Annotated in this window: 15 protein-coding genes and 1 tRNA gene; 4 read left to right on the forward strand and 12 right to left on the reverse strand. The window is 64.7% G+C overall.

Going from position 1 to position 17,296, the window contains the following annotated elements; translation table 11 throughout:
- Positions 1 to 15: 15 nt before the first annotated feature.
- A complete protein-coding gene (locus G9408_RS04205; RefSeq protein WP_168452815.1) occupies positions 16 to 1,032 on the reverse strand; it encodes an NADP-dependent oxidoreductase in 1,017 nt (338 codons plus the stop codon).
- Positions 1,033 to 1,128: 96 nt separating this feature from the next.
- On the opposite strand from G9408_RS04205, the gene G9408_RS04210 reads away from it, so the two are divergent.
- Positions 1,129 to 1,204, forward strand: a tRNA-Ala gene (locus G9408_RS04210).
- A gap of 26 nt (positions 1,205 to 1,230) precedes the next feature.
- On the opposite strand, the gene G9408_RS04215 is transcribed toward G9408_RS04210, so the two are convergent.
- The 4 genes from G9408_RS04215 to G9408_RS04230 form a co-directional block, all read right to left on the reverse strand.
- Positions 1,231 to 2,394 (reverse strand): acyl-CoA dehydrogenase family protein, encoded by a 1,164-nt coding sequence (locus G9408_RS04215; protein ID WP_168452816.1) that lies wholly within the window; start codon positions 2,392 to 2,394, stop codon positions 1,231 to 1,233.
- Positions 2,395 to 2,416: 22 nt separating this feature from the next.
- Complete coding sequence (locus tag G9408_RS04220; RefSeq protein WP_235957463.1) at positions 2,417 to 3,463, reverse strand: aspartyl/asparaginyl beta-hydroxylase domain-containing protein; 1,047 nt, start codon at positions 3,461 to 3,463, stop codon at positions 2,417 to 2,419.
- A 53-nt stretch (positions 3,464 to 3,516) separates the two neighbouring features.
- Positions 3,517 to 4,425, reverse strand: a complete 909-nt coding sequence (locus G9408_RS04225; protein WP_168452818.1) for a DUF4349 domain-containing protein — start codon at positions 4,423 to 4,425, stop codon at positions 3,517 to 3,519.
- A 74-nt stretch (positions 4,426 to 4,499) separates the two neighbouring features.
- On the reverse strand, positions 4,500 to 6,812 hold the full coding sequence (locus G9408_RS04230; RefSeq protein WP_328804379.1) for an ATP-dependent helicase: 2,313 nt from the start codon (positions 6,810 to 6,812) through the stop codon (positions 4,500 to 4,502).
- A 126-nt stretch (positions 6,813 to 6,938) separates the two neighbouring features.
- Between G9408_RS04230 and G9408_RS04235 the strand changes: the two genes are divergently transcribed.
- Positions 6,939 to 8,207 (forward strand): MFS transporter, encoded by a 1,269-nt coding sequence (locus G9408_RS04235; protein ID WP_168453451.1) that lies wholly within the window; start codon positions 6,939 to 6,941, stop codon positions 8,205 to 8,207.
- On the opposite strand, the gene rsmD is transcribed toward G9408_RS04235, so the two are convergent.
- Both rsmD and G9408_RS04245 read right to left on the reverse strand, forming a co-directional pair.
- Positions 8,194 to 8,736 (reverse strand): 16S rRNA (guanine(966)-N(2))-methyltransferase RsmD, encoded by a 543-nt coding sequence (rsmD, locus tag G9408_RS04240; RefSeq protein WP_168452819.1) that lies wholly within the window; start codon positions 8,734 to 8,736, stop codon positions 8,194 to 8,196. The genes G9408_RS04235 and rsmD overlap by 14 nt on opposite strands.
- On the reverse strand, positions 8,736 to 9,557 hold the full coding sequence (locus G9408_RS04245; RefSeq protein WP_328804380.1) for a pseudouridine synthase: 822 nt from the start codon (positions 9,555 to 9,557) through the stop codon (positions 8,736 to 8,738). Before G9408_RS04245 ends, rsmD begins: the two co-directional genes overlap by 1 nt.
- 144 nt (positions 9,558 to 9,701) lie before the next feature.
- Between G9408_RS04245 and G9408_RS04250 the strand changes: the two genes are divergently transcribed.
- Both G9408_RS04250 and G9408_RS04255 read left to right on the forward strand, forming a co-directional pair.
- The gene (locus G9408_RS04250; RefSeq protein ID WP_235957464.1) at positions 9,702 to 10,187 is read left to right on the forward strand and encodes a response regulator; all 486 of its coding nucleotides are present in this window, start codon (positions 9,702 to 9,704) and stop codon (positions 10,185 to 10,187) included.
- Between the two features lie 261 nt (positions 10,188 to 10,448).
- Complete coding sequence (locus tag G9408_RS04255; RefSeq protein ID WP_168452821.1) at positions 10,449 to 12,005, forward strand: AmpG family muropeptide MFS transporter; 1,557 nt, start codon at positions 10,449 to 10,451, stop codon at positions 12,003 to 12,005.
- Between the two features lie 156 nt (positions 12,006 to 12,161).
- On the opposite strand, the gene G9408_RS04260 is transcribed toward G9408_RS04255, so the two are convergent.
- The 5 genes from G9408_RS04260 to G9408_RS04280 all read right to left on the reverse strand — a co-directional run bounded on the left by G9408_RS04260 (position 12,162) and on the right by G9408_RS04280 (position 17,233).
- Positions 12,162 to 13,502, reverse strand: a complete 1,341-nt coding sequence (locus tag G9408_RS04260) for a bifunctional folylpolyglutamate synthase/dihydrofolate synthase (RefSeq protein WP_168452822.1) — start codon at positions 13,500 to 13,502, stop codon at positions 12,162 to 12,164.
- 143 nt (positions 13,503 to 13,645) lie between these two features.
- Positions 13,646 to 14,497, reverse strand: coding sequence for an acetyl-CoA carboxylase, carboxyltransferase subunit beta (gene accD / locus G9408_RS04265; RefSeq protein ID WP_168452823.1), 852 nt, complete (start codon positions 14,495 to 14,497; stop codon positions 13,646 to 13,648).
- Positions 14,494 to 15,285: a tryptophan synthase subunit alpha gene (gene trpA, locus G9408_RS04270; RefSeq protein WP_168452824.1), complete on the reverse strand. Its 792-nt coding sequence runs from the start codon at positions 15,283 to 15,285 to the stop codon at positions 14,494 to 14,496. The genes accD and trpA overlap by 4 nt, the downstream gene beginning before the upstream one ends.
- Complete coding sequence (gene trpB / locus G9408_RS04275) at positions 15,282 to 16,502, reverse strand: tryptophan synthase subunit beta (protein ID WP_168452825.1); 1,221 nt, start codon at positions 16,500 to 16,502, stop codon at positions 15,282 to 15,284. Before trpB ends, trpA begins: the two co-directional genes overlap by 4 nt.
- Before the next feature lie 98 nt (positions 16,503 to 16,600).
- A complete protein-coding gene (locus G9408_RS04280) occupies positions 16,601 to 17,233 on the reverse strand; it encodes a phosphoribosylanthranilate isomerase (RefSeq protein ID WP_168452826.1) in 633 nt (210 codons plus the stop codon).
- Between the last annotated feature and the right edge of the window lie 63 nt (positions 17,234 to 17,296).

The following is a 17,296-nucleotide window of genomic DNA, read 5'->3' on the forward strand; positions in this document are numbered from 1 at the left end:
AGCCGGTCAGGCCCGTCAGAGCTTGACCAGCATCTTCCCCATGTTGGCGCCGGAGAACAGGCCGAGGAAGGCGTCAGGGGCCGATTCAATCCCGTCGTGCACCGTTTCGCGGATCGTTACCGCGCCGCTGGCGATCAGGCCGCCCATGTCGGCGTAAAATTCTTCCATGCAGTCGAAGAACTGGTCGGTGTAAATGAAGCCCTCCATACGGATCCGCGCCGGGATCGAACGGATGAGATATTTCATCTCCTGCGCCTTGCCGTCGTTATAGACGTCGATCATCCCGCAGATCGCAAAACGCGCGAAATCATTGGCTGTCGCAAAGGCGGCGTCGAGATGTTCGCCGCCGACATTGTCGAAATAGACGTCAATCCCCGGTTTGCCGAGATCGCCGAGCGCCTGCGCCAGCCCCGCAAGCACCGGTCCAACCTTGTAATCGACCACCGCATCGGCGCCCAGTTCCTTGACCCATGCGCATTTTTCCGCTCCGCCAGCCGAACCGATAACCGTCATCTCGCGCGCCTTGGCGATCTGGACCACCGCCGACCCGACCGCGCCCGCCGCGGCCGACACGAACACCACATCGCCGGGTTTCGCTGCGGCGACGCGGAGCAGCCCGATCCACGCGGTGCCGCCGGTCAGGCCCATATTGTGCAGGAAGGTCTGCGGCGTCATCCCCGCGTCCAGCGCCGCGCGCGGCAGCTTATTCGGCATCATGTCGAGTCCGACGACGCCGCCGTCGCGCCAGCCGCCCATGTGCAGGATCAGGTCGCCGGGGGCAAAACCCTCCATCCGGCTTTCCACCACTTCGCCGATCGCGCCGCCCGTCATCGGCTGGTCGATCTGGAAGCTCGCGGCATAGCTTTTCGCGTCGTTCATCCGCCCGCGCATATAGGGATCGACCGACAGCCACAGGTTGCGCACGCGCAGTTGATCGGGTTCCAGCGCCGTATCGGGCATCTCGCGCAGCGCGAAATTGTCCATCGTCGGCAGCCCCTGCGGGCGGCTGATCAAATGCCAAGCTTTGCTCATCGGAACCCCCATTCCCTGATTTGCGCGGCGATGACGGCGGTGGTCAGAAAAGCCGTTGCCAACTGCAATGCGGTGCGTTTATTACGCCGCGGTCGCGGGGCCGTAGCTCAGATGGGAGAGCGCTGCAATCGCACTGCAGAGGTCAGGGGTTCGATTCCCCTCGGCTCCACCAGCGACCCCATCCACCCGCACGACCGATCAGCCTGCGTAATCGCGGATCATGTTCTTGGCGATGACTAGCTGTTGGATCTGCGTCGTTCCTTCATAAATGCGGTAAATGCGGCAGTCGCGATAGAAGCGCTCGGCGAGATATTCCTTCAGATAGCCGGCGCCGCCGTGGATCTGGACGACCCGGTCGGCGACGCGGCCGCACATTTCACTGGCGAACATCTTGGTCGCCGCGGCCTCGACCAGGATTTTCTCGCCACGATCGGCGCGCGCGCAGGCGTCGTTCAACATGCAGTCGGCGGCATAGATTTCGGCCTTGCTGTCGGCAAGCATCGCCTGGATCAGCTGGAAATTGGCGATCGGTTCGCCAAATGCCTTGCGCTCCATCGCATATTTGAGGCCCGCGTCGAGCATCCGCTTGGCATAGCCGACGCTGGCGGCCGCAACCGACAGGCGCCCATTGTCGAGGCTCTGCATCGCGGCGCGAAAACCGATGCCTTCTTCGCCGCCGAGCAGTGCGTCGCCGTCGACATGAACGTCTTCCAGGATGACATCGGCGATCTGTGATCCGGCCTGGCCCATTTTTCCATCGGGCTTGCCGATCGAGACGCCGGGCGCATCGCGCGGGACAAGGAACGCGCTGACATGGGCGTTCTTGGGCAGCGGTTCGGCATTGGTACGCGCCATCACAAGGATCATGTCGGCAAAGGGCGCATTGGTGATATAGCGTTTGGTGCCGTTCAGCACATAACCGTTGCCGTCGCGCACCGCGCGGGTCTTCATGGCTGCGCTGTCCGATCCGCTGTCGGGCTCGGTCAGCCCAAAGGCGGCAATGCTGCCCGTCGCCAGCTTGGGCAGCCAATATTCCTTCTGTTGCTCGGTGCCAAAGCCGAGCAGCGATTTGCACACCATGCCGATATTGATCGATACGATCGAGCGATAGGCTGGCGAGGCATAGGCGATTTCGCGGATGAAGCCGACATATTGGCTGATATTCATGCCCGCGCCGCCATATTGTTCGGGCATGGTGACCCCGAACAGGCCCATGTCGCGCATTTCGGCCAAGATGTCGTCGGGGACGCGGCCCAGCTCTTCAAGCTGATCCTCCGCCGGGATCAGTCGCTCGCGAACATAGCGCTGCAACTGCTCGATAAAGGCGTCGTAGATGTCGGCGTCCATTCCCGGATTGGTCATTATATTCCTGTCCCTTGGTCCATTATTCCGAATAGCTGTCGATCGCCGAGAAAATGCGGGTCAGCTGTTCCCGCTCGTCGGCATCGATGTCGGGACGCCAGATTTCGAACAGCAGGACGGTACGATCGCTGGTGCCGCGATTCCACGCTTCATGTTCGAAACTGTCGTCGAAAACCAGCAATTCGCCCTCGGTCCAGCCAAGCGTTTCGGGGCCGACGCGCAAGCCGCAGCCATCGGGTACCACGAGCGGAAGGTGGCAGATCAGCCGCGTATTGAGCATGCCGTGATGCGGCTGGATGTGGGTGCCGGGGGTCAGGCGCGAAAATAGCGCGAGTGGGGCGCGGCCCGGGATGACCGGTTGGGGGGCGCATTCGAGCGCGGCAAGCGTGGCGGGGCAAAGCAGGTCCATTCCATCGGCGACCTTGCCGTCCTTCCACAGCCACGCCGCGCCCCAATCGGGTTTGTCGAGCAGCGGGTTGTTGGGCGGCGGCCGATTGGGTGCCGCCGTGACATAGGGACCGAAGCGATCCGATGCGGTGTCGGTCAACGCCAGCAACTCGGCACGTATGGCATCGGTCGCCGCTTCGATCGCCGGGACCCAATCGAACATGGCCCGGTCGAAGACGGGCCGCTGCGCAAGGCCGGGGAAATAGAACATGTTCGGTTGCTGCAGATAGACTTGCTGCTCGCCCGCCAGCAGGCGCAGCGCTTCGGCAACGCGCGGTGTCGCGGTTCGCGCATCGATGCCCGCGCCGCGCAATTGACCCAGCAAATGGTCGGCGAAGGCGCGTTCGGACGCGATGATGAACTGTTCGGCGCGCTGAAGGCCCGAGTGAAGCGCGGTCGGTACATTGCCCATCTGGGCCGCGGTGCCGAGCGCCAGGCGATAGAATGTCCCCGCCGCGCGGTCATCTTGCAAGCTGCGCTGCAATTCGGCCATCGCCAGGATCGCGGCGATGTTGGCACGATCGGCCTGGATCGCCGCCCGCAGAATAGCGGCTTCGGCCTCGACATCGCCGCGGCGTTCGGCGTCGCGCGCTTGCTGGAGCCATGTCGGTTGCTGCGTCATGGACCACGACATAACGCAGCAACCGGCCTTTGCAAACGGCGCGCCGCTTTCTGTCAGACGCCAGGCGGAATCACCGGATCAACCGCCTTTTGCGTGCTTCGCAATTGCTGGCGCACAGCGCCGACGAAGCGGCTGCGCCAGAAGGCGATGAGCAGCGCGAGCAATATGCCCCACGGCAGGAGCGCGGCGCCGAGCGTCAGCACGAAATTCAGCGCAGTGCTGCCGCTGCGCATCAGCGTCTCGCCGGCATTAGCAAAGGGGTTCTCGTGGCCGATCCCGGGCAAGCCGCCGTCGCTGACATAATTGAACGCGACGCTCGTCCACGCGATCCGCGCTTCGCCCGTGCGGCGGCTCTGGCGTTCATCGCCGAGCTGTCCGCGGAGCTGGCTGATCTGCGACAGCAGCTCGGCGCGCTCGCGCTTGTCGAACCCGCCCGCTTTGAGCCGCCCTTCCAGCCGTGCGATCTCGGCCTCCGATCCGGCGCTGCGTTGCTGCGAGGCGAGGATTTCGGTGCCGACATCCTCGCCCGCGACGCTGGCGTCGGCCAATACGCCCTCGGCCTTTTCGACGCTGGCGATCGCATTGGCGCCGAATTTGCGCGCGATGCCGGGGTCGAGCTTGAACTGGGTTTGGGCTTCGACGAGCTTTTCGTCGGTGAGCTGGTATCGGACATCGACAATGCGGCAGCGCTGGGTGCCGAGCGTTTCGCAGGCGGCGGCATGGTCTTCTTGCACGCTCGCGATCTTCTTGTCGCCGAGGCGGAAAGTGTAGGCATAGTCAAAGGCGACGCCGGGGGCAGCTCCGATTGCGATGCGGGGCGCGGCTGCGGCGTCGGCACTTTCCTCCATTGCTGCGGGCGCTTCGGTCTCCGCAACGGCTTCTATGCTTGCTTCATCCGACGATTGTTCCGAGCAGCCGATCAGGGCGAGCGCCATCGCGCCCGCTAAGAGCTTCATTTTCATCGAGGATTCTCCCAAAACGCGACTCGATGGTCGCGTGGGATGGCATAACATAACTGTTCTAGTTGACAATAGCCTCAGGCGAGGCGGACGAAACTGTCGAGCACGCGCTTGCTGCCCGCCTGTTCAAAGGCGACTTCCAGCTTGTTGCCGTCGATGTCGGCGATTTCGCCATAGCCGAATTTTTCGTGGAACACGCGCATCCCGATCGCGAGGTCGGCACGCGGTTTGGCACCGACCGACGCCGCCGGGCCTTTTTCGCTGGGGGCGGGGGCGCGGGTGATCGTCGAGGATTGCGCGGTGGCGCGCTGCCACGCCGGACCGCGCGTCATGATGCGCGACGGCTGGCGTTCGGCGACATGCGCGAAGGGATCGCCCTGCGCCGACCAATTCGCGCGCCACAGGCTCTGCCCGCCGCCGAAGCTGTTTTCGCTGTCGACATGTTCGGGCGGGATTTCAGCGATGAAGCGGCTCGGGATGCTGCTCATCCACTGGCCATAGATGCGGCGGTTCGCGGCGTGATAGATGCTTGCGCGCTGGCGGGCGCGGGTGATCGCGACATAGGCGAGGCGACGCTCCTCCTCGAGGCTGGCGATGCCGCCTTCGTCCATCGACCGCTGCGACGGGAAAACGCCGTCCTCCCACCCGGCGAGGAAGACATGATCGAACTCGAGCCCCTTGGCGGCGTGGATCGTCATGATCGTGACCGTCTCGACCTGATCGTCATTGTCGCGGTCCATGACGAGGCTGACATGCTCGAGAAATTCCTCGAGCGTTTCATATTCCTCCATCGCGCGGACGAGTTCGGAGAGGTTTTCGAGGCGTCCCGCGGCCTCGGCGCTGCGGTCGGCCTGGAGCATCGCGGTATAGCCCGATTCGTCGAGGATGAGCTGGGTCAGCTCGGGGTGCGACAGCTCGTTGGCCTTGCTTTGCCAATTGCGCATCTGGGCGACGAAATTTGCGAGCTGGCGGCGCGCCTGCGGCGTCAGCTCGTCGGTTTCGGTGATCCGCGCTGCGGCGTGGAAAAGCGGCGCGCGCTCGGCCCGCGCGAACTGGTGGATGCGCCCAAGCGCCTTGTCGCCGAGCCCGCGTTTCGGAACATTGACGATGCGTTCGAACGCGAGGTCGTCGGCAGGTGACTGGACGAGGCGAAGGTAAGCGAGCGCGTCGCGGATTTCGGCGCGTTCGTAGAAGCGGAAGCCGCCGACGATGCGATAGGGCATGCCGATCGCGATGAAGCGGTCTTCGAACTCGCGCGTCTGGAACTGCGCGCGGACGAGGATCGCGGCGCGGTCGAGGCTGACCTGGCGGTGCTGGAGCGTTTCGAGCTCCTCGCCGATCCGCCGCGCTTCTTCGGGGCCGTCCCACACCCCGACGACGCGGAGCTTGTCGCCGGGTTCGAGCTCGGTCCACAGCGTCTTGCCAAGCCGGTCCGAGTTCTGCGCAATCAGCGCCGATGCGGCGGCGAGGATCTGCGGCGTCGAGCGGTAATTCTGTTCGAGGCGGATGACGGTCGCGCCCGGAAAATCCTTTTCGAAGCGCAGGATGTTCGCGACCTCCGCGCCGCGCCACGAATAGATCGACTGGTCGTCGTCGCCGACGCAGCAGATGTTCTTGCGCGCCTGCGCGAGCAGGCGAAGCCAGAGGTACTGGCTGGCATTCGTGTCCTGATATTCGTCGACGAGCACATATTTGAAGCGCGCCTGATATTGTTCGAGCACATCGCGGTGCGTCTTCAATATGACCAGCATGTGGAGCAACAGGTCGCCGAAATCGCAAGCGTTGAGCGTCTTCAGCCGCGCCTGATAGAGCGCGTAGAAATGCTGGCCCTTGCCGTCGGCATAGGCTTCCTTGTCGGCGGCATCGAGGTCGGCAGGCGTCAGCCCGCGGTTCTTCCACTTGTCGATCAGCCCCGCGAGCTGACGCGCGGGCCAGCGCTTTTCGTCGAGCCCTTCGGCCTGGATGAGCTGTTTCAGGACGCGAAGCTGGTCGTCGGTGTCGAGGATGGTGAAATTGCTCTGCAAACCCACCAGTTCGGCGTGGCGGCGGAGCATCTTTGCCGCGATGCTGTGAAAGGTGCCGAGCCATGGCATTCCTTCGACCGCGTCGCCGATCATCCGTCCGATACGCTCGCGCATCTCGCGCGCCGCCTTGTTGGTGAAAGTGACCGCGAGGATTTCGGAAGGCCAGGCGCGGCGCGTCGCGATAATGTGCGCGAGCCGCGCGGTGAGCGCCGCGGTCTTGCCCGTGCCCGCACCCGCGAGCATCAGAACCGGCCCCTCGGTCGTCAGCACGGCCTGCCGCTGCGGCCCGTTCAATCCTTGCAGATAGGGCGGGTCCGATGGGTCGGGGCGGGTGAGGTCGGGCGTCGAGATGGGGGGCGTGTTCACGCGCGAACGATTAGGGAACGCAGGGCAGGCTGTCCAGCGCGGGCAGGCGCATTTTGACCTTGCACCGATCGCCTCGTCGCGTCCAAGGCGGCGCAATCAATCCGGGAAGGGGCATTGGGCGTGGAACTGGTACCCTATCGACAGCATCGGCGCATCCTGACCGCGAGCCTTGTCGGCACCGCGGTCGAGTTTTACGATTTCTATATCTACGGGACGGCCGCAGCGCTCGTGTTCGGGCCGCTCTTCTTTCCGTCCGAATCGCCGTCGGCGCAGCTGATGCTGAGCTTCATGAGCTTTGGCCTTGCCTTTTTTGCCCGGCCCGTGGGAGCCATCGTGTTCGGCCATTATGGCGACCGGATCGGGCGCAAATCGACGCTTGTCGCCTCGCTGATGCTGATGGGCGCCTCGACGCTGCTGATCGCCTTCCTGCCGACCTATGCGATGGTCGGCTGGGTCGCGCCCCTGCTGCTATGCATCCTTCGGTTCGGGCAAGGGTTCGGGCTTGGCGGCGAGTGGGGCGGGGCAGCGCTGCTGGCGGTCGAAAATGCGCCGCCGGGCTGGAAATCGCGCTTCGGCATGTTTCCGCAATTGGGCGCACCGGTCGGATTTATCGCGGCGAACGGGCTTTTCCTGCTGCTCGGGCTCGGCCTCAGCGATGCCGACTTTACGAGCTGGGGCTGGCGAATTCCCTTCCTGTTTTCGGCGCTGCTCGTTGGGCTTGGCCTCTGGGTGCGGCTGAAGATCGGCGAAACGCCCGATTTTCAGGAAGCGCTGGAGAAGGACAAGCCGGTGGGCGTCCCGATCGGCGAGCTGTTCCGGCATCATCTGGTGCCGACGCTGGCGGGGACTTTCGCGGTCGTCGCCTGCTTCGCGATCTTCTATCTCGCGACCAGCTTTGCGCTGGCCCATGGCACCACAGCGCTCGGTTATCCGAAGGAGCAGTTCCTGCTGATCCAGCTTGGCGCGATCCTGTTCATGGCGGCGGGGATCATCTTTGCAGGCTATGCGAGCGACGCGTTGAGCGCGCAGCGCGTACTGACATGGGGCTGCGGCGCGACGGTGCTGATCGGCTTCGTCTTTGGGCCTGCGTTGGCGTCGGGAAGCTGGCTGATCATATTTGCGGGGCTGGCCGCCGCGCTGTTCGTGATGGGACTGGTCTATGGTCCGCTCGGCAGCTGGCTGACCGCGCTGTTTCCCGTCCACGTCCGCTATACCGGGGCGTCGGTGACGTTCAACGCGGGCGGCATATTGGGCGGGGCGATGGCGCCGATCATCGCGCAGGCGCTCGCCGAACGCGGCGGGACCGAAACGGTCGGGCTTTATCTGGCGCTGGCGGGCGTGGTGAGCTGGCTGGGGTTGCTGATGGTGCGGCAGCAGATGATCAGGCAGGCCTGAGCAGCGTCAGCTTCGCCTTGCCGACCTTGCGTGTCGCATCGATTTCGAACCCAGCAGCATCGACGTCTTCGTTGTGCGCCGTCTCGATCGAAATCCAGCTGTCCGGCCCGATCCAGCCGAGGCGACCCAGCTTGTCGAGCGCCACGCCGCCCGCGCCGGTGCCATAGGGTGCATCGAGCATCAGGAGGTCATAGGTGCGCGGCGCCGGACCAAGCGCGAGCACCGACCCGGCGCGGACATCGGCACGCCCGGTTGCGCCCAACGTCGCCAGATTCTTGCGCAGCGCATCGAGCGCGTCGCGATCCTGCTCGGCGAACAGACATTGTTCGGCGCCGCGTGACAGCGCCTCGATCCCCAGCGCGCCCGATCCCGCAAACAGATCGGCGACCACCAGTCCCTCAAAACTGCCGACGCGGCTGGTCAGCATCGAGAACAGCGTTTCGCGCGTGCGATCGGCGGTAGGGCGCGTCGCGTCATTCCTCGGCGCGAGCAGCTTGCGGCCGCGCCATTCGCCCGAAATGACGCGCATCAGCCCATCTGCCGCCGGAATTTGAACAATTCGTCGCGGGGGACGACATCGACCGCGCCCAGCGGCATGCCGCCTAGCTCGAAGGCGCCGTAGCGGGTTCGGATCAGGCGGCTCACCTGAAGCCCGAAATGTTCGAGCACCTTACGCACTTCGCGGTTCTTGCCTTCCGTCAGCGTCATTTCGACCCACTGGTTGCGGCCCGTGCGGCGCTCGAGGTTCGCGTCGATCTTGCCATAGCGAACGCCGTCGATCTCGATCCCCATCGCCAGTTCCTCAAGCTGCGCCTGGCTGATGTCGCCAAAAGCGCGCGCGCGATAGGTGCGCTCGACCCCGCTCGCGGGCAGCTCGAGCTGACGCTTGAATTCGCCGTCATTGGTCAGCAGCAACAGCCCCTCGGTATTATAGTCGAGGCGGCCGACGGGCATTAGCCGCGGCAGATCCTTCGGCAACAGGTCATAGATGGTCTTGCGGCCCTTGGGGTCGCGGGCTGCGGTCAGGCAGCCTGCAGGCTTGTGAAAGCGGTAGAGGCGCGTCGAAACGGGTTTGGCGACGGGATTACCGTCGACCGTCAGGCCTTCGAGCGAAGCGAGCAAAGGCGCGGGCTGAACGATGACCTGGCCATTCAGCGCGATGCGGCCTTCCTCGATCATCCGTTCGACGTCACGGCGCGAACCGACGCCGGCACGCGCCAGCAGCTTGGCGATCCGCTGCGGCCCATCTTCGCGCTCGCCCTCTGCCGGCTTGGTTTTGAGGGCGGAGGCGGCGCCGCGCGCGGCGCGGCGTCCTCTTGGCGCGTCGCTGTCGCCGGCGGCTTTGGACACGGTCCGCGGGGCGGCACGGGGAGGGCGGCGAGTGGTCATTGGAACGGATACGGCCTTTTGTCATTATGTGGGGCATAGTGTTGCCCTGCAGCCACGCTCATAGCCGGAAAAGTGTCGCTTCGTCGATGGGAAGCAGAAGCAATCTTGCACAGTGCCAGCGGGCGCGTCATGGCGCCGTTAAAGGGAGTATCCATGCTGTTTGCGTCCCGCCCGTCCTGCATCAAGCGGCTGCTGATCATCGAGGATGATCCGCTGGTCGCGTTCGATAACGAGCGGACGCTGAAACACAGCGGTTACGATATCGTCGCGACGGTCGATTCGGGCGAAGCGGCCGTGCCGATCATCGCCGCTGAACAGATCGATGCCCTGGTGCTTGATTTGGGGCTGGCCGGGCATATGACGGGCCGCGAAGTGGCGCGGCTGGCACGCGACCGGGGTATCGCGGTCCTGCTCGTGACCGGGCAATGCCCCGACGACGCTGGCGATATCGCGGTCGCCCGCCTCAGCAAACCGCACAGCGCCTCGGCCCTCGTTGCCGCGTTGCGCGCGGTGGAATCGATAAGCTGCCAGAACAAGATGCCACGCAAGGTCAGCGGCCTCACCACCTATTGGCGCCCCGAGGCGGCGTAAGCGCGACGGATCACCATCTTTTTTGTCATCCCGGCGAAAGCCGGGATCTCGCCGGTGTGTCATAATGATCGTTCGAGATCCCGGCCTCCGCCGCGATGACGACGATTTTGTCTGCGCGCATGTTGCTGGCGGCAATCTTGCAGACGCCTCGTCGCGATAGCGGGCCGTGGCGCCAAATACCCGCTTCCAATTTGACCCCAAGGCATTAGGCCTTGGCGCCAAGCACAGAGCCGCTCGCCCGCGGCCCGCGGGGAGCACAGAATGTCCGTCGACCTTATCCGTTTTCTCATTTTTGCCGGTATCCTCGGCGGGCTGGTCGTCGTTGCGCTCGCGGTCCCGGCCTTCCGGCCCTATCTGCGCAAGAATCCCGCCGTCGCTTTCCTTCTCGGCATTTCCAGCGGGTTCCCGTTCACGCTGGTCGCCGCCACCATGACCTTCTGGCTCGCAAAGGTCGGCTTCACGCCGACAACCATCGGTTTTGCGGTGATGGTCGGCATCCCCTACACGATCAAATTCCTATGGGCGCCGCTGGTCGACAAGATTCCCTTGCCCGTCTTGACGAAGGCGCTCGGCCAGCGGCGAAGCTGGCTGTTTCTTGTTCAATTCTTCCTCGTGATCTCGATCTGGCAGATGGGTGCGAGCAACCCGCAGCCGGACGATTATCGCTGGTTTTTGTTCTGGGCGGTCGTCACGGCCTTCTTCTCGGCAACGCAGGACATCGTCATCGACGCCTATCGCATCGAAATCCTGGAAGAGGACGAATTCGCTCACGGTACCGCCACCAACCAGTTCGGCTATCGCACCGGCAATCTGATCGCGGGCGCGGGGACGATCTACTTTGCCTCGCAGGAAGGGCTGGGGCTTGGCTGGGCCATGGCCTACGGGCTCACGACGCTCTGCGTGCTTCCCGCGGTCCTAGGCGCCTTCTGGGCGGGTGAGGGCAAATTTGTCGACCGCTTCAGTAGCGCATCGGGCATGAAGCCGGGGCAGTGGCTCGTCGAAACGGTGGTCAACCCGTTCCGCGAGTTCCTGACCCGTAACGGCGCGCTGATGATCTTGCTCTTCATCCTGGTCTATAAGGTCGGCGATGCGATGGGGCAGGCGATGCTCGGCCCGATGATCGTCGATCTCGGCTTCGCCGACCTCGACTATATTTCGGCAAACAAGATCTGGGGCTTCGCTGCACTGATTATCGGGTCTGCGCTGGGCGGGCCGTTCGTGCTGTGGCTCGGTATGGGCCGGGCGCTGCTGGTTTCGGTGCTGCTGATGATGTTCTCGAACGTCATGTTCATGGCGCTGTCGATCGTGGGCAACGACTATTGGATGCTGGTTGCGGCGATCGTGACCGAGAATATCACCAGCGGCATCGGCCTGACCGTCGTCGCCGTCTATCTCTCGGGACTGTCGAACATCGCTTATACCGCGACGCAATTTGCGCTGTTGTCGTCGGTTGCGGTGATCGGGCGAACCTTCATGGCCGGGCCTGCCGGGTTTGCCGCGGAAAGGCTGGGATGGACAGGCTTCTGGGGGCTCACGATCCTCGCCGCCATCCCGGGGATGATCCTGCTGTGGATGATGTGGCGCAAGGGCTATGTCGTGCAATCGATCCGCCAGAGCGGCGCGATCGACGAAGGCAAGCTTCGCAAGCCCGTCGGTGCCGCGCGCATCGCGGGCTTTGCGTTGATCGTCGCGGGGGTTGTCGGCGTGTTGCTGGCCAACCAGCTCGAGCTGGCATCGCAAATCATGTATGCGTCGCTCGCCGCCCTGCTTGTTGGCGCGCTGCTGGCGTGGAAGGGGCCGACAGCGAAGGTGGCGTGAGGGCTTTCGGGCGCGCGGTCAAACCAGAATGTTCAACCCGCTCGTGTCGAGCGTAGTCGAGACATCCATGAGGCGCGCGTGCCTTCGCGTGTCTCGACTACGCTCGACACGAACTGAAACCGAGGGCGGTGTTGAACCGCCCCCACATGATATCCCCTAAACCGGCATCTCGCCGTTCGCGCCCAGCACCACCCCCGCCAGATAAAGCGACCCGCAGATCAGAACATCGCCCGCCGGACGGTGCGCCGCGATATGGCGGAGCGCTGCGGCCGCATCGTCGCAGGGCTGCGCGTCGGCAATGCCAAGCTCACTCTGGACCCAATGGCAGAGATCCTTGGGATCATGATGTTCGTGTCCCGGGATGGGGACGGCCTGAAACGATGCGATGCGATCGGCGAAGGGGCGAAGGAAGCCCGTGGCGTCCTTGTTGCGCAGCAGGCCGCAGACGATGTGCAGCGGCGCGCGGCCTTCGAGCGCCTTGGCGAGCGCGACCCCGGCATCGGGATTATGCCCACCGTCGAGCCAGATTTGTGCGCCCGCGGGCAGAAGCGCGGTGAGCGGCCCGGCGCCGAGGCGCTGCATCCGGCCCGGCCAGAAAGCCTTGGCGACGCCGGTCGCGATGGCCGCGTCGGTCGGCTGCGGATCAGGCGCAAGGCGCAGCATCGCGATGGCGAGCCCGGCATTACGCATTTGGTGCGCACCCGTCATACGTGGATGGAGCAGGCGGTCGACCGAACCCAGTTTCGAATGCCAGCGAAAGGCGTTGCCCTCGACTTCGATCGTCCAGCCGTCGGCTTCGGGAAAGAGCGTCGCGCCGACCTCGGCGACCTTGGCCGCGATGGTGTCGCGAACGGGGGGTGGATAGGCAAGGGTGGCGACGGGCGTGTCCGGTTTGATGATGCCAGCCTTTTCCCACGCGATACGCATTGCGGGCTCTCTTGGCGTCCCGGCTTCGGGCGCAAGCAGAAAGGCCTCATGGTCGATGCCGAGCGAGGCGATGCCGACGACCGTCGGGGGCGGAATGATGTTCGTCGCATCAAGGCGCCCGCCAAGCCCGACCTCGATGATGCAGTCGTCCGCCGGGATACGCGCGAAAGCAAGGAAGGCTGCGGCAGTGGTGACTTCGAAGAAGCTCGCTTGAAGATCCGCGGCTTCGTCGAGCACTTCTTCGAGCAGCGCGGCAAGCAGCGCGTCGTCGATCAGCGTTCCGGCGAGGCGGATACGCTCGTTGAAGCGCACGAGATGCGGGCTGGTGTAAGCGTGAACGCGGCGCCCCTCTGCTTCGAGGATCGCACGCAGATAGGCACAGGTTGAGCCTTTGCCGTTGGTCCCGGCAACGTGGAAAGTGCGCGGGAGCTGGTTTTGCGGGTTACCGAGGCGCGCGCAGAGCTCGGCGATGCGTTCGAGGCCGAGGATGTCGCGGCCCGGCGACAGCGCGGCAAGGCGGTCGAGCTGGGTCTGGACGGCGGGGTCGGAGGAGTGGGCGTGGTCGGGCATGGGGCGATTGAACCTGAGCGATCCCAGATCCGGTCGTGCTGAGCTTGTCGAAGCACCGTTCTTCTAGCGACGTCAGTAGAAAGAACAGCCCTTCGACAAGCTCAGGGCGAACGGAAAAATGGGGGGTCGCCGATTGTCTAAAGTCAGGCCGCCTTCTCAGGCGCCAGATAACCGATCAGGCGGCCCAATGTTTCGGGCAGCTCCTTGCGATGCACCACCATGTCGATCATCCCGTGGTCGAGCAGATACTCGGCGCGCTGAAAACCTTCGGGCAGTTTTTCGCGGATCGTGTTTTCAATCACGCGCTGGCCCGCGAAGCCGATCAGCGCCTTGGGTTCGCTGATCTGGACGTCGCCGAGCATCGCATAGCTGGCCGTCACGCCGCCCGTCGTCGGGTCGGTAAGCAGCACGATATAGGGCAGGCCTGCGCGGCGTAGGCGGGCCAAGGCTACCGTCGCGCGCGGCATCTGCATCAGCGACAGCGTGCCTTCCTGCATCCGCGCGCCGCCCGCGGCCGTGATCGCGATATAGGGTACGCCGCGCTTGATCGCATTCTCGACCCCCGCGACGAAGGCTTCGCCGACCGCGACGCCCATCGACCCGCCCATGAAGGCGAAATCCTGCACGCCGATCACGACGCCCTGGCCCGCGATGCGGCCGAAGGCGTTCTGATAGGCGTCGCGGTCGCCGGTCTGCGCGCGCGCCGCCTTGATGCGGTCGACATATTTTTTGGTGTCGCGAAACTTCAGCGGATCCTCGGGCGCTGCCGGGGCGGCGATCAACTCGTGAATACCGCCGTCGAAGAGTTGCGCGAAGCGTTCCTTGGCGCCGATGCGGTCGTGGTGGTCGCAGCGCGGGCAGACGTTGAGATTGTCTTCCCATTCCTTGACGAACACCATCTGCTGGCACTGGCGACATTTATGCCAGAGATTGTCGGCGGTATCGCGCTTGGCGCCAAAGGGCAGGGCGTTGCGGACGCGGTCGAGCCAGCTCATGCGGCGATCTCCTTGGCGCTATGAATAGCATCGGCGAGGGTGCGGGTGAAGGCCTCGACATGCGGCGCTGCAGCGTCCCCATGCTCGGCAATGATGTCGATGAAGGCCGATCCGACGACGACACCGTCGGCGACCCGCGCGATCTGCGCCGCCTGATCGGGGGTACGGACGCCAAAGCCGACCGCGACGGGCAGGTCGGTTGCCGCCTTCAGCCGCGCGACCGCATCCTCGATGCTCGCCTGCGCCGCTTGCTGCTGGCCGGTGATACCCGCGACCGAAACATAATAGAGGAAGCCGCTGGCGCCGTTCAGCACGTCGGGCAGGCGCGCTGCATCGGTGGTCGGCGTCGCGAGGCGGATCAGGTCGACCCCGGCGGCGCGCAGCGCAGGGCCGAGTTCGGGGTCTTCCTCGGCGGGAACATCGACGCAGATGACGCCGTCGACGCCAGCCTTGGCGCATTCGGCCGCGAACCAGTCGCCGCCCCGGATCGTCATCGGGTTGGCATAACCCATCAAAACCAGCGGGGTGTCGGGGTGGCGCTGGCGAAAAGCGGCGGCGATCGCGAACAGGTCGGCGGTCGTCGTACCCTTGGCGAGGCTGCGCAAATTCGCGGCCTGGATCGCGGGGCCATCGGCCATCGGATCGGTGAAGGGCATGCCCAGCTCGATGACATCGGCGCCCCCCGCGACCAGCGCGTCGAGGTTGGCGGCGGTGTCGCCATCGCCTGCGGTGATGAAGGCGACGAGTGCAGGGTGGGGTTTGGCAAAGGCAGCAGCGAAGCGGGTCACAGCGCCACCCCCAACGCATCCGCCACGGTGAAGATGTCCTTGTCGCCGCGACCCGAGCAATTGACGATGATGATCTTGTCCTTGCCCAGCGTCGGCGCGATCCGCTCGGCGGCGGCGATCGCGTGGGCGCTTTCGAGCGCGGGGATGATGCCTTCGAGCTTGGTCAGCTTCTGGAAGCTCGCGAGCGCCTCGGCGTCGGTCACCGGCTCGTAGCGGACGCGACCGATGTCGTGGAGCCAGCTATGTTCGGGGCCGATGCCCGGATAGTCGAGCCCCGCCGAAATGCTGTGCGCCTCGGTGATCTGGCCGTCTTCATCTTGCAGCAGATAGGTCTTGTTGCCGTGGAGGATGCCGGGCTTGCCGCCCGCGAGGCTCGCGGCGTGCTTGCCGTCCAGCCCTTCACCCGCAGCTTCGACTCCGACGATCGCGACGTCCGGGTCATCAAGGAAGGGGTGGAACAGCCCGATCGCGTTCGAACCGCCGCCGACCGGCGCGATCAACACGTCGGGCAGGCGATCTTCTGCCTCCAATATCTGCGCGCGCGCTTCGTCACCGATCACCGACTGGAAATCACGCACGAGCTGTGGATAGGGGTGCGGACCCGCGACCGTGCCGATGATGTAGAAGGTATCGTGGACGTTCGCGACCCAGTGGCGCAGCGCCTCGTTCATCGCATCCTTCAGCGTCTTGGCGCCGCTCTCGACCGCGACGACTTCGGCGCCGAGCAGCTTCATGCGAAATACGTTCGGCTGCTGACGTGCGACATCGACCGCCCCCATGAAGATGGTGCAGGGCAGGCCGAACAGCGCGGCAACGGTCGCGGTCGCGACGCCATGCTGGCCCGCGCCGGTTTCGGCGATGATCCTGGTCTTGCCCATCCGCTTGGCGAGCAGGATCTGGCCGATGCAATTGTTGATCTTGTGCGCCCCGGTGTGGTTGAGATCCTCGCGCTTCAAATAGATTTTCGCGCCGCCGAGATGCTCAGTCAGCCGTTCGGCGAACCACAGCGGGCTGGGGCGGCCGACATAATTTTTGAGCAGATAGTCGAACTCGGCCTTGAACGCCGGGTCGGCCTGCGCCGCGCGATAATGGCGTTCGAGGTCGAGGATCAGCGGCATCAGCGTTTCGGCGACATAGCGGCCGCCGAACTGGCCGAAATGGCCGCGTTCGTCGGGGCCGGTGCGCAGGCTGTTGGGCAGGGTCGTCGTATCGGTCATGGTCATTTCCATCGGCAATGGGGTGGGCGCTCGCTCAAACGGGATTTGAAGCGATCAGCGCCATCGTTTTCCGATGCGCATGGGCAAGGGGCGTGCCGTCAACATGCGGCGACCGCTTTAAGGAAAGCGGCGATCTTGTCCACATCCTTCACGCCCGGAGCGCTTTCGACCCCCGACGAGACATCGACCAGCGGCGCGCCGGTCGCGGCGATCGCTTCGGCGACGTTGGCGGGGGTGAGCCCGCCCGCGACGCCCCAATCCATCGTGTGACGATGATTTTTGAGCAGCGACCAGTCGAAACGGGTTCCGGTGCCGCCGGGCAGCGCGGCTGCGGGGGCGTCGAACAGGATCCGGTCGGCCGCGCCGTGATATTTCTGAATCCGCTCCAGCGTTCCTGCGTCCTTCAGCCCGACGGCTTTCCACACCTGCGCAGGCGCGATCCGCTTGACCACGGCGAGCCATTCGGGGCTTTCGTTGCCGTGAAACTGGATGATGTCCGGACGCACCGCCGCCAGCGCCTCGCCGGTCAGCTGCTGCGACGCGTTGACGAGCAGCAACGCGACCTCGACATGGCGTCCGGCGCGCTTGCGCAGTTCAGCGGCCGTCTTGAGATCGACGTGCCGCGGGCTGGGCTCGTAATGAACGAGCCCGATATGCGTGGCGCCCTGCTCGATGGCGGCGTCGACGGCTTCGGGGGTGGAAAGGCCGCAGATTTTGACGAAGGGGGGCATGGTTCAGACTCAAGCTGTCCGTTCGCATCGAGCGAAGTCGAGATGTCCCTCGACCAAGTGTCG

Origin of the sequence: Sphingopyxis microcysteis (genome assembly GCF_012274265.1) — a bacterium.
Lineage (GTDB): Bacteria > Pseudomonadota > Alphaproteobacteria > Sphingomonadales > Sphingomonadaceae > Sphingopyxis > Sphingopyxis microcysteis.

What these genes read in the sequence shown, in the direction of transcription:
- G9408_RS04260 (WP_168452822.1), bottom strand. Translation starts at nt 13,502, where the DNA reads ATGCCCGACCACGCCCACTCCTCCGACCCCGCCGTCCAGACCCAGCTC.
- accD (WP_168452823.1), bottom strand. Translation starts at nt 14,497, where the DNA reads ATGAGCTGGCTCGACCGCGTCCGCAACGCCCTGCCCTTTGGCGCCAAG.
- trpB (WP_168452825.1), bottom strand. Translation starts at nt 16,502, where the DNA reads ATGACCGATACGACGACCCTGCCCAACAGCCTGCGCACCGGCCCCGAC.
- G9408_RS04215 (WP_168452816.1), bottom strand. Translation starts at nt 2,394, where the DNA reads ATGACCAATCCGGGAATGGACGCCGACATCTACGACGCCTTTATCGAG.
- G9408_RS04255 (WP_168452821.1), top strand. Translation starts at nt 10,449, where the DNA reads ATGTCCGTCGACCTTATCCGTTTTCTCATTTTTGCCGGTATCCTCGGC.
- G9408_RS04280 (WP_168452826.1), bottom strand. Translation starts at nt 17,233, where the DNA reads ATGCCCCCCTTCGTCAAAATCTGCGGCCTTTCCACCCCCGAAGCCGTC.
- G9408_RS04225 (WP_168452818.1), bottom strand. Translation starts at nt 4,425, where the DNA reads ATGAAAATGAAGCTCTTAGCGGGCGCGATGGCGCTCGCCCTGATCGGC.
- rsmD (WP_168452819.1), bottom strand. Translation starts at nt 8,736, where the DNA reads ATGCGCGTCATTTCGGGCGAATGGCGCGGCCGCAAGCTGCTCGCGCCG.
- G9408_RS04220 (WP_235957463.1), bottom strand. Translation starts at nt 3,463, where the DNA reads ATGACGCAGCAACCGACATGGCTCCAGCAAGCGCGCGACGCCGAACGC.
- G9408_RS04205 (WP_168452815.1), bottom strand. Translation starts at nt 1,032, where the DNA reads ATGAGCAAAGCTTGGCATTTGATCAGCCGCCCGCAGGGGCTGCCGACG.